A 15,096-nucleotide genomic window follows, 5' to 3' on the forward strand; every position below is an offset into this window, starting at 1 on the left:
CGTCAGAGCGGGGCGAGTGCTTTGGCGATGTTCCGCTCGGCGAGGTCGAGCATCCACTGCCGGTTGGGGAAGTCCGTCTCCGCGATCCGCAGCGGGCCCTCGATCAGGGACAACACCTGCGCGTACCGGTAGAACTCGAGCCGGTGCGGGTCGAGGTCGACGGGGCGCAGCGCCGGGTACGCGTCGCCGAAGCGCAGCCGGAGCCAGGCGTGCTCCCACTCGACGTCGAAGTACGTCAGGCCCTCGATGTCGATCAGGGCGGGTTCGTTGGCAGGGGTGACGAAAACGTGATCGGGCCCCAGTTCACCGTGCACCAGCCCGTACACCTGTCGTGCGGTAACCGCGCCGCGCAGGTGACGCACATGGGCGACCACCCGGTCGTGGGCGTCCGCGAGTCGCGCGTCGCGGGTCGCCACCGCGTCGAGATGGCCGAGTGCTCGGTCCGCGACGACGTCCTCCGCGCATCGCGTCTGGGCCGCCTCGCCGCCGCTGATGGCCGCGAGTTTGCCGTAGTGCGAGCCGAGCGTGGTGTGCATGCGGCGCAAGGAGTCACCGAGCGCGGACAGCGGAGCGGCGGCTGCGACCGGGTCGCGGGCCATCAGCGCTTCCAGGGTCACGTCCCCGACGTCCTCGACGAGCGCGATGTCGGAGGGGAGATAGCGGCCGCCCCGATCGAGCATCAGCAGCCGCGGGACCCGTACGCCCGCGGCGGTCAGGGCCGCGTGACTGATGACGAACAGGTCCGCGCCCGACGCGTCGGTGAACGGGTCGTCCGGGACGGTCGGCGACGCGGGCCAGAAGTTCTCGTCAGCCGCCCACACATAGAGAATCACGCTCGCGTGATCGTCCAGTCGAAGTCGGTAGACACCCTTCTTGCTGCCACCGGTGAGCCGGTCCACGGTGGTGAGTCTGCGGGCGCTGCCCAACTGATCCGCCACCAGGTCGCGTACATCGTCGCGCTGGAGGAAGCGGCGCCGCTCGACAGCCGCCTCGTCCCTGGGTGTCGTCGCCGGGACGGGGCTCTCCGGTCCACCGGGGACCGGCGTCCCGTACCCGTCGGGCTGGCCCGTGCCCGTCTCAGGCATGGAGCGTCTCGCGGGGCGGCACGCCGTAGCTGGCGTGGTACCGGGCCGTGAACCTGCTGTGGCTGGCGAACCCCCACCGACTGGCGATCGCCGAGACGGTCTCCTGGCGCGGGTCGGCGCGCAGCAGGTCGTGGTGTGCCCGGGCGAGCCGGATCCGCCGCAGGTACGCCATCGGGGTGGTGCCGCGATGACGGCGGAAGGCCAGTTGCACCGCCCGCAGCGAGACGCCCGCGGCAGCGGCGATGTCGGCCGCGCTGATGTCCCGGTCGGCGTGGTCCTCCATGAAACCAATCGCCCGTCGCAACGTGGCGGTGCTGGCGTCGTGTCGGTCGGCTGCGGTCGGCTCGGTGAACGCGGTGTTCGGAAAGACCGCGAGCGCCGCCGCGGCGAGCATCCGCGCGGCGTTGCCGATCACCAGCGGTTGCGCGCTGACGGTCGGGTTGTTCAGGACGACGTCGCTGACGAAGCTCGTGGTGGTGCGCCACTGTCGGGCCAGGGCCTCGTCGGCGGGACCCAGGTCGGTGAATCGGATCCGACCGGGTCGCCGGGCCGGCGCGGCGGTGGCCACCTGCTCCAGCACCGCCAGATCCAGCACGCAGAGCTCCACCTCGCCGGGATGCCAGCGTACGGAGCAGGCCTCCTCCGGCTTGGTGACGAGGAAGACGTCGCCGGGGTCGAACCGGTTGACCGATCCGGCGCAGACGCGATCGACGCGGGCGGTGCGGGTGCTCCCGAGGACCAGCCCGTCGAGGGTGCTGGCGCCGATGTCGAGGTGCCCGGTCTGCCGGGTGGTCGCGATGGCGAAGGGGCCGGCGTCGACGCGCTGATGTGTGAGCCGGAACCGGTTCCTGCTGTCCAGGCGCAGTTTCGGGTCGTACGTCGCGGACAGGAACTCGTGGATGGCCACCGGGTCGCGGCTGTCGAAGTGTCGGGTCTGCAGTGGTGCTGACGTCATCCGCTGTCTCCGTCCGGTGGAGGTGCCGCCGGGAGGTGAGCTGGTGCCGGCGGCCAGGTCGCAACGTGCCGAGGTGTTCGGCGGTGACTCGGCATGGCGGTGGCCGGCGGTGCAGTGAGGTGGAACGTCGCGAGCGGGACGGCAGCGACCGGTCGAGGTGGCGTCGTGACTGGCTGGTCGGCGAGAAGCTAAGTGGACACAATATCCGTAGATGGGAATGTCACCATACGACAATCACCGTCAGTCGTCCTACCAATCACCGCAGTGTGTCGGCCTGTCGACTTCGCTTTCCGACTAGCCCGTCCGCGGGTTCTGCGTCCACTGTCCTAGCCATCGTCGCGGGCGACAGCGAAATCTTGTTCATGATTCCCCGGCGTCGCTGGCGATCGGGCCGCCGCCGGGTGACCCGCCGACGAGAGGGGTGCGCCTTGGACAGTACTGATCCGGACCGCGTCGTTCGACTGGCCGTGGCGGAGGCGCTGGCCCGGGTGGTGGACGAGGACAGCCTGGGGCTGGGTGAGAGCGACGTCGTGCAGCGACTCGGGGCCGACCTGCGCGAGGTGCTGCGCCGCGCGCTCGACAACCGTGTGCCGCTGACCACGCCGGGCTTCGTCGACCTCTGCCGTGACCTCGGTCTGACCCGCGAGGCGTTCGACCTGCTGGGGCACTACCTGATGACCGCTCTGCTGGCCCACCACGTCGGGCCGGACGCCCTGATCCGGGTGGGGGTGCTGCTCGGCACCGTCGGGCGTTACCTGCCGGGGGCCCGGCCGAGCGCACCCCGCAACGGGCGCCCGATGCCGCGCCGCCGCGACGTACGCGCGGACAACAGCGTCGTCGGCCGGTACCGCCGCGCGAAACTGCCGGAGCACCTGCCCAACCCACCGAGCTGGACCTGCACCGGATGTGGTCGCGAGTGGCCCTGCGCCACGAAGCAGAGCCAGCTGCTCGCCGAGTTCGGCGGAGCGCGCACCGCCCTCGCGGTCTATCTGGGCTCCTGCCTCGTGGCCGCCGCCCAGGATCTGCCCGCCGTGCCGCTGCCCCGGGTCCGGCTCCGATTCCTCGGTTGGCTGCCCCGCGCCCGGATCTGAGCAGTGCGTCAGCCCGCGCGGTCGTCCGAGGACTGTTTGTCCGGCACCGGGGCCCGCCGCGGGCACTAAGCTAGACACACATCGATTCGATGGAACGTGTTACGTGTGTCGCTCCCTGGGAGGACATCGATGAGGTTCGCACCGCTGTCCGCCGGTGCCCCCGCAGGGGTCGCCGGTGTCCTGGCCGGCCTGCTGGTGGCGGCACTGCCCGCCGCGTCGGCGGTCGCCTCGGGCCCGACACCCGTTCCCGCGGTCGAGACGGCGGCGCGGCACCGCCCGCTCCCGCCGCACGTGGTGGGCGACCAGACAGTCCCCGTCTACTCCTATGCCGACGCCATCCGGGAGAGCGTCTGGGTCCAGACCCGCGCCGACAGCGACGGTGACGGCGTGCCAGACCGGGTGGCGGTGGACCTCGTCCGGCCCCGGGAGGCCGCCAACGCGGGCGTACGCGTGCCGGTCATCATGGACGCCTCGCCCTACTACCTCTGCTGTGGTCGGGGCAACGAGGGCGAGCTGAAGACGTACGACGCGGCCGGCGTGATCGCCAAGGTCCCGCTCTTCTACGACAACTACTTCGTCCCGCGCGGGTACGCCTTCGCCGCCGTGGACCTGGCGGGCACCGCCCGGTCGACCGGCTGCGAGGACGTCGGCGGTCCCGCCGAGGTGGGCAGCGCCACCGCGGTGATCGACTGGCTCAACGGGCGGGCCCGCGCGTACGACGCCGCCGGGCGGCCGGTCAGCGCCGCCTGGAGCACCGGGCGGGTCGGGATGATCGGCAAGTCGTGGGACGGCTCGGTCGCCAACGGGGTCGCCGCCACCGGCGTGCCGGGGCTGGCCACAATCGTGCCGATCTCGGCGATCTCCAGCTGGTACGACTACATGCGCTACCGGGGGACGCTTGTCGCCACCGACTATCCCGGCTATCTGCACTCCGTCGTCAACGGCCGCCCCGAGGAGGCCTGCGCGCAGGTGTTGGCACGGCTGCGGGCGGACAGCGCCGAGGAGACCGGCGACTACAACGGGTTCTGGGCGCGGCGGGACTACCGGCCCTCGGCCGACCGGGTCCGGGCCAGCGTCTTCCTGGCACACGGCCTCAACGATCTGAACGTCACGACCAACCAGTTCGGCCGCTGGTGGCAGGAGTTGGCCGAGCAGGGTGTGCCCCGCAAGCTCTGGCTGCACCAGACCGGTCACCAGGACCCGTTCGACGTTCGACGCGCCGAGTGGGTGGCCGCCCTGCACCGCTGGTTCGACTACTGGTTGCAGGGGCTGCGCAACGGGGTGATGGACGAGCCGCGGGTCGACCTGGAGACCGCGCCGGGCACGTGGACGACGCAGCGCGACTGGCCCGCTCCCGGCACCCGGGACGTGCGGGTGGCCCTCGGCGCCGGTGACGGTGTGACCGGGACGCTCGGCGGGCGCGGCGCGCGGCCGGGTCAGGAGCAGGAGTACGTCGACGAGTCGTTGTTCGAGGACGAGTTGGTCGCGACCCCGAACACGGCGACCGCCGGCCGGTTGGTCTTCCTCTCCGCCGCGCTGCCCACCGCGCTGCGGATCTCCGGCAGCCCGTCGGTGCGGCTGCGGATCCGCGTGGATCGGCCCACCACCGAGCTGACCGCCCGCCTCGTCGACTACGGGACCGCCGAACGGATCCTGCTCGACGGTGCGGGGGGAGTGCGGACACTTGACACCGAGTCCTGCTGGGGCGCCTCCACCGACGTCGACGACGCCTGTTACCGGGACACCGAGGAGGTCACCGCCGTCTCCGACCACGCCGTGCTGACCCGGGGATGGCTCGACGCCGCGCACCACCGCTCGCTGCGGTTCACCACGCCGCTGCGACCGGACCGCTGGTACACGGTGACGGTCCCGTTGAACGCGTACGACGCGGTGGTGCCCGCCGGGCACGTGCTCGGGCTGGTCCTCGGCCAGAGCGACCCGCAGTTCACCGAGGCCGCCGACCGGGACGCCACCGTCCGGGTCGACCTCGGTCGCAGCACGCTTGTCCTTCCGGTCACCGGTCGTGCCGTGCTGCCCGCCGTCGACGTCGCACCGCCGGTGGTGACCGCGCCGACCGGCCCGTCGGCCGCGCGGACGCCCCACGACACCCGGCAGGTGCCCTGACGGTCCCGTCCAGGCCGCCGGCCCGGACCGGAACGCCCTGCGGTCGACAGGTGACCCGCTGCTATCGTCGACAGGTCTTTTGGCAGGTCAGGCCTGGGTGTTCATCGTGGACCCGCTCTCCGTACGACGGATGTTCACGACGTTCTTCGAGGCTTCTTGATCGAAAGAGCAATTCGCTTGATCGAGGAGAGGCCCGCAGTGCGAGACAAGCAACCCGAAGAGACCGAACACGCGCAGCTGTCCCGGCGCAAGCTGGTCAAGTACGCGGGCGTCGGCGCGACGCTGGCCGCGGCCAGCCCGCTGGTCGGCGCCAGCGCGGCGTGGGCTGACGAGGATCGTCGGCCGGGCGACGACGCGGGCGACCGGGGCAACTCCAAGAACCGTGTGTGGCGCGCTGGCGACCACCACGTCCACTCGGAGTACAGCGGCGAGTTCGACACCACGAAGAGCCCGATCGTCTTCCACAAGGGCGCGGACGCGGTCTACCCGATCGTCACCAACGCCATCATGGCGAAGCACTTCGGTCTGACCTGGGCGATGTGCACCGACCACGGTGGACCGACCCACTCCAAGGTGAACATCGAGCAGGCGTACCCCGACCTGTTGCGTTCCCGCAAGCTGGTCCCCGAGGTGCTCCAGTTCTGGGGGATGGAGTTCGACGCGCCCTCGCTGGACCACCACACGCTGATGATCCCGCGCCACGACGACGAGGCGAAGCAACTCTTCGAGCTGGAGAGCCGGTTCGCCAAGTACGACGCGTTCCCCACCGACCCGGCCCGGGACACAGAGGCCAAGATGGTGGAGTTCCTCAAGGTCGCCCGGGGGATGCCGCACAAGCCGCTGGTGATCGCCCACCACGCGTCCCGCTCGGCGCCCGGGCTCGGCGTCTACGGCCAGGACACCCCGCGGGAGTTCCGCAACGGCAACAACGCCGCTCCGGACGTCTACATCGGCTTCGAGGGCGCGCCCGGGCACCAGGCCGGCCCCCTCAACGGTGGCAAGCGCGGCGGTTACGGCAACCACCCCACCTACGGCGGCTTCGACCAGATGACCGCCCGGGTCGGCGGGTTGTGGGACTCGCTGCTCGGTGAGGGGCGGCGCTGGTGGATCACCGCGACGTCGGACTCGCACGTGCACTGGACCCGCGGCGGCTCCGACTTCTGGCCGGGCGAGTACAGCAAGACCTACGTCCACGCCCGCCAGGATTACGGCGACATCATGGACGGTCTGCGCAACGGCCGGATCTGGGTCACCACCGGCGACCTGATCCGCAGTCTCGACGTCACCGCCAAATCCCAGGGCAAGACCGCCGAGGTGGGCGAGACCATCACGGTCAGCCGTCGCAGCCGTACCGATGTCGAGATCGAGATCACGTTCCGTCCGTTGGGCGGCGTGAACGGGAACGGGGACCGTCCCGAGGTTCGTCGGGTCGACCTGATCGTCGGCCAGATCACCGGCCCGAGCGCCAGCCTGGACGCCGACACCAACCCCACCACGAAGGTGGTGGCCCGGTTCGGCCCGCGCGACTGGCGTCGGCAGGGCCAGGACTACGTCATCCGGCACACGCTGCGCAACGTCGAGGCCGACACCTACGCGCGGGTGCGGGGCACCAGCACCGACGAGGCCGAGCCGCTCGCCGACGGGCTGGAGAGCCCGTGGGACGACCTGTGGTTCTACTCGAACCCGGTGTTCGTGCACGTGCGCTGATCCCACGCGCCATCCAGCGGGTCCGTCCGGCCGCGCTCGACGTACCTCGTCGGGGTGCCGGGCGGGCCCGCGTCGCGTTTCTGCCCGGCGGCCGTCGCCGGGGTCAGTCGGTGGCGCGGCGACGGCTTCGGGGGGCGGCGCTCCGCCCGCCGCGGCCGGCCGGGGCGTCGGTCTGGTGCGGCGTGGGTTGCACCTGCGACACCACCTCGCAGAGGTCCCGCAGCGGGTCCGTCGCCTGAACGGAGCAGGCGACCCGCTGGAGCAGTGCCCGCAGCGTCGCCGACTCGGCCGGCGTGAGCGTGCCCAACAGGCGCGACTCGACCTGCCGCAGCGCCAGACGCCGTTGCTCCCAGGCGGCGCGGCCGACGTCGGTGACGTCGACGAGCCGGTTACGCCGGTCTGCCGGGTCCGCCCGACGGGCGACGAACCCGGGCCGTTCCAGGTCGTCGATCAGGTACGTCAGGACGGTGCGGTCGATGCCCAGCTCCTCCGCGATCGCACCCTGGTTTCGGGCCGGCCCGGTGATCGCGGCGGTGAGCACCTGGTAGCCGCGTGGGCCGCCGGGAAAGTCGGTGAGCGTGTGCTCGGCCACCCGGACATAGCCACGGAAGACGATCCCGAGCATCCAGCCCAGGTCGTCGTCGAGCGGATCGGGCCGGTCCGGCCAGTGCGGGGCACCCGTCATCCCCCGACAATAGCGCAGTGACGAAGACCTTGTTGGCAGCAGATGTTCTGTCTGACATAAGGTTCTGGTCATGACGCTTCGATCGGGGCGTCGCGTGACATCGGGAGGCTCGCAGATGAGCGACTACGGCCATGACCTGGTCTTCGGATCGTTCGTCACCCCCAGCGGTGACAACCCGACCCGTACGGTCGACCTCGCCGTCCTGACCGAGCAGGTCGGGCTGGACCTGGTCACCTTCCAGGACCACCCGTACCAGCCCGCGTTCCTCGACACCTGGACCCTGCTGAGCTTCGTCGCGGCCCGGACCAGCCGCGTGCACGTGGCGGCCAACGTGACGAACCTGCCGCTGCGCCCGCCGGCGGTGCTCGCCCGCAGCGTGGCCAGCCTCGACCTGCTCAGCGGCGGCCGGGTCGGTCTCGGTCTCGGCGCGGGAGCGTTCTGGGACGCCATCGAGGCGATGGGCGGCCGACGCCTCACCCCCGGCCAGGGCGTACGCGCGTTGGCGGAGGCCATCGAGGTCATCCGCCAGGTCTGGGACGCCGAGGCGCGTGGCGGCGTACGTGTCGACGGCGAGTTCTACCGGGTGCGAGGCGCCAAGCGCGGGCCGGCGCCGGCGCACGCGGTGCCGATCTGGTTGGGCGCGTACAAGCCCCGGATGCTCCAGCTCACCGGTCGCCGGGCCGACGGCTGGCTGCCGTCGCTGAGCTATCTCCAGCCGGGCGACCTGACCAGGGGCAACGCGACAATCGACGACGCCGCGCGGAAGGCCGACCGGTCACCGCGGGACGTGCGCCGGCTGCTCAACATCTCCGGGGAGTTCTCGGCCGCCGGGCGCGGGCCACTGAACGGGCCCGCCGAGCAGTGGGCGCGGGAGCTGGCCGAGCTGGCGCTGGGGGAGGGCGTCAGCGCCTTTATCCTCGGCAGCGACGACCCCGACGACCTGCGCCGGTTCGCCGGTGAGGTGGCTCCGGCGGTACGCGAGCTGGTCGCGGCCGAGCGTGATCGTGGTACGAAGCCGGAGCCTGCGCGGCAGTCGGAATCGGAGCGTGCGTCGCAGTCGGGGTCGGGGCGTGCGCTGGAGCCGGAGCGTGCGCCGGAGCCGGGACGTTCGCCGCAGCCCGGGGCGGGACGTGCGTCGGAGCCCGGCGCCGGACGTGCGTCGCAGCCGGGGGTGCGGCCGAGCCGCGCGACGGTGACCGGTGGCGCGTTCGCCGTGGTGCCGACCCCTGACGACGGCGTGCGGCGCAGCGACCAGCAGGTCTGGGACGAGTCGACCCGGCCGACCGGGCCCGCGCCCGACCCGGACCGCACGTACACCCCGCACGAGCAGGCCACCGGAGCGCACCTGGTGCAGGTCCACGACGGCCTGCGTGGCGAGCTGGCCCAGATTCACGATCTGATCGAGCAGGTGGCGGCCGGTGAGATCGACGCCGGCGCGGCCCGGTCCCACATCAACACCATGACGATGCGACAGAACCGCTGGACGCTCGGCGTCTACTGCGAGTCGTACTGCCGGATCGTCACCACCCACCACACCATCGAGGATCAGTCGTTCTTTCCTCGGTTGCGGGCGCGGGACCCCCGACTCGGCCCGGTCGTCGACCGGCTGGAGCAGGAGCACCACGTCATCCACGACGTGCTGGAGGGCGTCGACCGGGCGCTTGTCGCGTACGTCGGGTCTCCGGACGGTCTCGCCGAGTTGCGGGCGGCGGTGGACCTGCTGACCGACGCCCTGCTGTCGCACCTGAGCTACGAGGAGCGGGAGCTGGTGGAGCCGTTGGCGCGGCTGGGCATCGCCTGATCGCCGGGCGGTCGCGCGCGGCTCGGGGTTGCCGGAGCCAACGTGAGAGACTACTTTCGAAACATGTCTCTCAAGAATCCGTACGGGGATTTCGAGATCAGCGAGCCCCAGGCGTTGCGGGCGCTGGCCCATCCGGTGCGGCTGGCGATCCTCGAACACCTGCAGCGGCACGGCCCGGCCACCGCGACCGGGCTGTCGCCGCACGTCGGCGCCACACCGTCGGTGGTCAGCTGGCACCTGCGGCACCTCGCGACGTTCGGTCTGGTCACCGACTGGGACGGCGCCACCAGCAAGCGGGAACGCTGGTGGCAGGCCGTCGCCCGGGGATTCCGATTCACCGTGCCGGACAGCGCCGAGGGGCAGTCCGCCGGCCAACAGCTGCGCGGCGAGATGTTCGCCCGCAACGCCGACGCGCCCCAGCAGTGGCTGCTGCGCGAGGAGCCCCGGCTGGACCCCGAGTGGCGCGCTCTGGCCGGCATGGCCGACACCCGGTTCGTGGCCACCGCCGACGAGTTGCGGCAGCTTGAGGAGTCGATCGAAGAGCTGATCGCTCCGTACGTGCGGCGCAAGGAGGAGTCGTCCCCGGACGGCGCGCGGATCGTCCGGATGCTGCGCTACCTCCTGCCCGAGCCCGGCGACGACGCCCCGGCCGAAACGGACGACCCCCCGTCCGGGGTCGGCGACGGCCCGGCCGAAACCAGCGACGGCCCGGCCGCGTCGTGAACGCCACCGGCGCCGAGACCGTGTGCGCCACCGACGCGGTGCCCCCGCCGGCCCTGCTTCGCGACAGGCGGTTCCGCACCTTCTGGATCGGTCAGACGATCTCCGATTTCGGTGATCGGATCAGCGAACTGGCCCTGCCACTGATCGCCGTCACCCTGCTCACCGCGACGCCCGTGCAGGTAAGCGTCCTCACCGCGTTGATCTGGCTGCCCAACCTGCTGGGCCTGTTCCTCGGCGCCTGGGTGGACCAGCGCACCCACAAGCGGCGGCTCCTGATCATCGCGGACCTGGTCCGCGCCGCGGTGCTGTTCAGCCTGCCGGTGGCCTATCTGTTCGGCGCGGTCACCCTGACCCAGCTCTACCTGGTGGCGCTGCTCACCGGCGCCTCGGCGGTGCTGTTCGCCATGGCCCGGCAGGCGTTCTTCGTGGCCCTGGTGCCGCGATCGGCGTACGTGGACGCGACGAGCAAGCTGAGCATGAGCCGGTCACTGTCGTTCCTCGCCGGGCCGGCCGTCGGCGGCGGACTGGTGCAGGCGCTGAGCGCGCCGGCCGCGATCGTCGTCGACGCGGTGTCCTTCCTCGGCTCCGCGCTGCTGCTGCGCCGCATCCCGGTGACCGAACCGCCTCCGCCGCCGCGCCACACGTCCACCCTCGGCCTGATCCGCGAGGGGCTCGTGCTGGTGCTGCGGCACCCCGTGCTGCGGGCCGCCCTCGGTTGCACCAGCACGGTCAACTTCTTCACCTTCATCGCGAGCGCCCTGCTGGTGCTCTACGCCAGTCGCGAACTCGACCTCTCGGCCGGCGCGATCGGCATCGCCCTCGGATTCGGGGCAGTCGGTGGACTCGCGGGGGCGGCGCTCGCGCCACGGATCTCGCGTGCCATCGGGCTGGGTCGTACCGCGATGATCGGCGCGGTGCTCTTTCCCGCGCCACTGGCGCTGACCGCCCTGGTGTCCGGGCCGACCTGGACGAAGGTGGCCACGCTGGCGGCCATCGAGGCGGTCTCCAGCGTCGGGGTGATGCTGATGGACGTCAACCTCAACGCCCTCCTCACCGCGGTGACGCCCGACGACGCGCGCGGACGCCGCGCCGGTGCCTACAGCGCGGTCAACTACGGCGTCCGACCGCTCGGCGCGCTCGTCGGTGGCGCGTTGGGCACCACCATCGGGCTGCGACCCACTCTGGTCGTCGCCGGCCTCGGTGGTGTGCTGGCCGTGCTGTGGCTGCTCGCGTCACCGGTGCGCCACATCAGGACCCTGGACGACCAGACGGCCTGATGTGGCCCGGGGTGGCTCGCCGTGGCCCGGATGCGCAAGCGCCGCGGCGGTCGTTGGGCGTGGCGGGCCGGTCAGCTGGTTTCCGCCAGCAGCAGTCCGGCCAACTCGGTGGGCTGGGAGATCATCGGCCAGTGGCCGGTGGCCATCGTGGCCAGTCGCCACGTGTCGCTGGTCAGCAGCTTGGCCACGGTGTCGTTGGGCTCGGGCCCGTCGAGCAGGCATTTGACGTACGTCGCCGGAAGCTCGCCCAACGGCCGGGTCAGCACGGCCGGCTCGCTCAGCGTGGCACCCGGGTGCGGCGTGGAGCCCTCGATCAGGCGGGTGACCTGCTCGTCGGTGAGCCCCTGACCGTCGAAGTCGGCCGCGGCGAGCGGCGGCCAGTAGCCGCCGTTGTCGGCGATCAGCGTCTCGAACGCCGCCTGCCCCTGCCACCAACCGGACGCGAACGACCCGCCGTCGACAGGCACCTCCGAGTCGACGAAGACCACCCTGGTCAGCCGGTCGCCGATCCGCTCGGCGGCCTGACCCGCCGGGATGCCCGAGTAGCTGTGCCCGACCAGCACCACATCGCGCAGGTCGCGCCGCTCGACCTCGTCGACGATGTCCCGCACGTGGGTCTGCTGGCCAGCGGTCACGCCCTGCCGCTCGGCGAGACCCGAGAGGGTCAACGGGTAGGTGTCGTGCCCGGCGGCACGCAGTGGCGGCACGACCTCGTCCCATGCCCACGACCCCAGCCACGCCCCTGCCACCAACACGAAATCAGCCATGGGGCGGGACCCTAGCGCCACCCTGTGACAGTCTGGCGGTTCAGGGCCACGTGCGGGCCTGCGCCGCGAAGACCTCCGGTGCGCTCGCCACCGGCAGCACGCACAGGAGATGCCCACCGGGGGCCCGCAGGATCCGACACTCCAACCACCGCGACACCTCGGTGGCGCCCAGGTCGATCAGGCGGGCCGTCTCGGCCGACACGTCGTCGGTCTCGATGTCGAGGTGGTAGCGCGGCGCGTCGTCCACCGCCTGCACGGCCGTGACCAGCCCCGGCAGCGCCTCGTGCAGGCCGACGAACTGCGGCTCCGTCGGATCGGACCGGGTGCTGACGCCGAGCGCCGCCGACCAGAACTCCGCCGCCTGCGCGGCCTCCGCCTCGGGGGCATCGATCAGCAGGGCGTAGACGCGGCTCCGGTGCATGCGAGGCAGCATATCGGCGGGTGTGCGCTCAGTCGTGGCCCAGTGCCGGGACAGAGGGATGCTCCCGGCGCTCAGCCGACCGGCGGCGTCGGGGGCCCGACCTGGGCGGCGAGCCGCTTCGGGGCCATGATGCGGTAGCTCTCGGTGAGCAACTCGCCCACCTCCTCCCAGTCGGTCTGCCCGTCCAGGATCATGCCCAGCACGTTCGGGCTCCAGTCCGGTTTGTAGAAGGGGTGCCCCGTGGCGAGGAGACCGGCGATCTCGTCGAGTGGCGACCGGAAGATCAGCAGGCAGGCGGGCTCGTCGAGTGCGGCGGCCCGGGCGAGGAGCGGCTGGCGATCGGGGTCGACGGTGAGCACGTGGGCGATGGTCCGCTTGCGGATCCGCCAACGGGTCCCCACCCAGGCGGGCTCCTCGTAGGTCTCCGGCAGCCCCAGGCAGATCGGCCGCAGCCGGCCGAGGACCTCGGGCGGGACGTCTCCGGGTTCGGTCACGAGCAGCGACCCTAGTCGGCCGGTGTGACACGTTCCGCTCGTCGACCCCCGCCCGGCCCGGTGGTGCGCGCCCCGTCGATCCGCCAGGATGGGCCGTGGCGACCCTGGGCCGTCGTCCAGGCTCGACCCACCCCCGTGCCCCTGAGGAGTGCCGTGCCATCCACCCTGCTCTCCCGCCGAGATCTCGACTTCCTGTTGCACGACTGGTTGGGGGTGTGCCAACTCGTCGAGCGTCCCCGCTACGCCGAGCACTCCCGGGAGACCTTCGACGACGCCCTGGACCTCGCCGAGCGGGTGGCCACCGAGCAGTTCGCCCCGCACAACCGCGCCGCCGACCTCGCCGAGCCCACCTTCGACGGGCAGCGGGTGCGGCTTCTCCCGCAGGTCCGCGCGGCGCTCGACAGTTTCGCCGAGACGGGCCTGCTCACCGCCGGGCTGGACGCCTCGGTCGGTGGTCTGCAACTGCCGCACGCCGTCGCGGCGGCGTGCTTCACCTGGTTCCAGGCGGCAAACGTGGCCACCTCGGCGTACCCGTTCCTCACCCTGGGCAACGCCAACCTGCTGCTGGCACACGGCAGTGCCGAGCAGGTGGACACCTACGTCCGGCCCATGCTCGACGGCCGGTTCTTCGGCACCATGTGCCTGTCCGAGCCGCACGCCGGCAGCTCACTCGCCGACATCACCACCCGGGCCGAGCCTCAGGCGGACGGTACCTACCGGCTCTTCGGCACCAAGATGTGGATCTCCGGTGGCGATCACGAGCTGGCCGAGAACATCGTCCACCTGGTGCTGGCGCGGATCCCCGGCGGCCCGGCCGGCGTGAAGGGCATCTCGCTGTTCATCGTGCCCAAGGTGCTCGTCGGCCCGGACGGGTCACTCGGCGAGCGCAACGACGTCGTGTTGGCCGGGCTCAACCACAAGATGGGTTTCCGGGGAACCACGAACACCCTGCTCAACTTCGGCGACGGCGGGCACACCCCGGGCGGTCGCGCGGGCGCGGTCGGCCACCTGGTCGGCGCGCCGCATCAGGGCCTGGCCCAGATGTTCCACATGATGAACGAGGCCCGGATCGGGGTCGGGGCCGGCGCCACCGCGCTGGGTTACACCGGCTATCTCAAGAGCCTGGCGTACGCCAGGGAGCGGCCGCAGGGCCGTCCGGTCGGTGCGAAGGACCCGGCGACGGCGCAGGTGCCGATCATCGACCACCCCGACGTACGACGGATGCTGCTGGCGCAGAAGAGCTACGTGGAGGGCGCGCTGGCGCTTGTGCTCTACTGCGCCCGGCTGCTCGACGAGCAGCAGACCGCCCCCGCCGAGCCGGACCGCGAGCGCGCGCACCTGCTGCTGGACGTGCTCACCCCGATCACCAAGAGCTGGCCGTCGCAGTGGTGCCTACATGCCAACAACCTGGCGATCCAGGTGCTCGGAGGCGCCGGTTACACCCGCGATCACGACGTGGAGCAGCACTACCGGGACAACCGGCTCAACCCGATCCACGAGGGCACCCACGGCATCCAGGCGTTGGACCTGCTGGGCCGCAAGATGACCATGCGGGGCGGCGCCGGCCTCGCCGAGCTGACCGCGACGATCGGCGACACCGTCGAGCGGGGCCGAAAGGTCGGCGGCGAGGTGGCCGACCTGGCGGACCGGCTGGCCGCCGCGGTGGACCGGACGACCGCGGTCACCCGTCGGCTGTGGGCCGACGGCGACCCGGTGCTCGCGCTGGCCAACGCCACCGCCTACCTGGAGGCGGTGGGGCACGTCGTGATCGCGTGGATGTGGTTGGAGCAGGTGCTGGCGCTGCCGCCGGAGGAGGCCGGCGACGCGTTCCACGCCGGCAAGCGCCAGGCCGCGCGCTACTTCTTCCGCGTCGAGTTGCCCCGCACCGGCCCGCAGTTCGACCTGCTGGACAGCCGGGACCGGACGACCCTCGACATGAGCCCGGACTGGTTCTGAGCGTGCCGAC

The 15,096-nt window shown here is 71.8% G+C and carries 13 protein-coding genes; 7 read left to right on the forward strand and 6 right to left on the reverse strand.

Going from position 1 to position 15,096, the window contains the following annotated elements; genetic code table 11:
• Positions 1-2: 2 nt before the first annotated feature.
• Together ACGFH8_RS19510 and ACGFH8_RS19515 are read right to left on the reverse strand one after the other, a co-directional pair.
• Positions 3-938 (reverse strand): phosphotransferase family protein, encoded by a 936-nt coding sequence (locus tag ACGFH8_RS19510; protein ID WP_393369121.1) that lies wholly within the window; start codon positions 936-938, stop codon positions 3-5.
• Positions 939-1,077: 139 nt separating this feature from the next.
• A complete protein-coding gene (locus ACGFH8_RS19515; RefSeq protein WP_393368745.1) occupies positions 1,078-2,040 on the reverse strand; it encodes a helix-turn-helix transcriptional regulator in 963 nt (320 codons plus the stop codon).
• A gap of 428 nt (positions 2,041-2,468) precedes the next feature.
• On the opposite strand from ACGFH8_RS19515, the gene ACGFH8_RS19520 reads away from it, so the two are divergent.
• The 3 genes from ACGFH8_RS19520 (at position 2,469) to ACGFH8_RS19530 (ending at position 6,962) form a co-directional block, all read left to right on the forward strand.
• Positions 2,469-3,131 (forward strand): hypothetical protein, encoded by a 663-nt coding sequence (locus ACGFH8_RS19520; protein WP_393368748.1) that lies wholly within the window; start codon positions 2,469-2,471, stop codon positions 3,129-3,131.
• A 129-nt stretch (positions 3,132-3,260) separates the two neighbouring features.
• Positions 3,261-5,255: a Xaa-Pro dipeptidyl-peptidase gene (locus tag ACGFH8_RS19525; protein ID WP_393368750.1), complete on the forward strand. Its 1,995-nt coding sequence runs from the start codon at positions 3,261-3,263 to the stop codon at positions 5,253-5,255.
• A 198-nt stretch (positions 5,256-5,453) separates the two neighbouring features.
• Positions 5,454-6,962, forward strand: a complete 1,509-nt coding sequence (locus ACGFH8_RS19530; protein WP_393368753.1) for a phosphoesterase — start codon at positions 5,454-5,456, stop codon at positions 6,960-6,962.
• A 103-nt stretch (positions 6,963-7,065) separates the two neighbouring features.
• Here the strand turns inward: ACGFH8_RS19530 and ACGFH8_RS19535 are convergent, their stop codons facing one another.
• Positions 7,066-7,647, reverse strand: a complete 582-nt coding sequence (locus ACGFH8_RS19535; protein ID WP_393368756.1) for a MarR family winged helix-turn-helix transcriptional regulator — start codon at positions 7,645-7,647, stop codon at positions 7,066-7,068.
• A gap of 115 nt (positions 7,648-7,762) precedes the next feature.
• On the opposite strand from ACGFH8_RS19535, the gene ACGFH8_RS19540 reads away from it, so the two are divergent.
• From ACGFH8_RS19540 to ACGFH8_RS19550, 3 genes are all read left to right on the forward strand, one after another.
• Positions 7,763-9,448 (forward strand): LLM class flavin-dependent oxidoreductase, encoded by a 1,686-nt coding sequence (locus ACGFH8_RS19540; RefSeq protein WP_393368759.1) that lies wholly within the window; start codon positions 7,763-7,765, stop codon positions 9,446-9,448.
• Between the two features lie 63 nt (positions 9,449-9,511).
• Positions 9,512-10,171 (forward strand): ArsR/SmtB family transcription factor, encoded by a 660-nt coding sequence (locus ACGFH8_RS19545; RefSeq protein ID WP_393368762.1) that lies wholly within the window; start codon positions 9,512-9,514, stop codon positions 10,169-10,171.
• Positions 10,168-11,448, forward strand: coding sequence for an MFS transporter (locus ACGFH8_RS19550; protein ID WP_393368765.1), 1,281 nt, complete (start codon positions 10,168-10,170; stop codon positions 11,446-11,448). The genes ACGFH8_RS19545 and ACGFH8_RS19550 overlap by 4 nt, the downstream gene beginning before the upstream one ends.
• Before the next feature lie 71 nt (positions 11,449-11,519).
• On the opposite strand, the gene ACGFH8_RS19555 is transcribed toward ACGFH8_RS19550, so the two are convergent.
• The 3 genes from ACGFH8_RS19555 to ACGFH8_RS19565 all read right to left on the reverse strand — a co-directional run bounded on the left by ACGFH8_RS19555 (position 11,520) and on the right by ACGFH8_RS19565 (position 13,130).
• Positions 11,520-12,215: an alpha/beta fold hydrolase gene (locus ACGFH8_RS19555; RefSeq protein WP_393368768.1), complete on the reverse strand. Its 696-nt coding sequence runs from the start codon at positions 12,213-12,215 to the stop codon at positions 11,520-11,522.
• Positions 12,216-12,255: 40 nt separating this feature from the next.
• Positions 12,256-12,636 (reverse strand): VOC family protein, encoded by a 381-nt coding sequence (locus ACGFH8_RS19560; protein WP_393368770.1) that lies wholly within the window; start codon positions 12,634-12,636, stop codon positions 12,256-12,258.
• Between the two features lie 71 nt (positions 12,637-12,707).
• The gene (locus ACGFH8_RS19565) at positions 12,708-13,130 is read right to left on the reverse strand and encodes an MmcQ/YjbR family DNA-binding protein (RefSeq protein WP_393368772.1); all 423 of its coding nucleotides are present in this window, start codon (positions 13,128-13,130) and stop codon (positions 12,708-12,710) included.
• A 153-nt stretch (positions 13,131-13,283) separates the two neighbouring features.
• Between ACGFH8_RS19565 and ACGFH8_RS19570 the strand changes: the two genes are divergently transcribed.
• Positions 13,284-15,086, forward strand: a complete 1,803-nt coding sequence (locus tag ACGFH8_RS19570) for an acyl-CoA dehydrogenase (RefSeq protein WP_393368775.1) — start codon at positions 13,284-13,286, stop codon at positions 15,084-15,086.
• The last annotated feature ends 10 nt before the right edge of the window (positions 15,087-15,096 follow it).

The sequence above is a fragment of the Micromonospora sp. NPDC049175 genome (assembly GCF_043197345.1).
Classification (GTDB): domain Bacteria; phylum Actinomycetota; class Actinomycetes; order Mycobacteriales; family Micromonosporaceae; genus Micromonospora.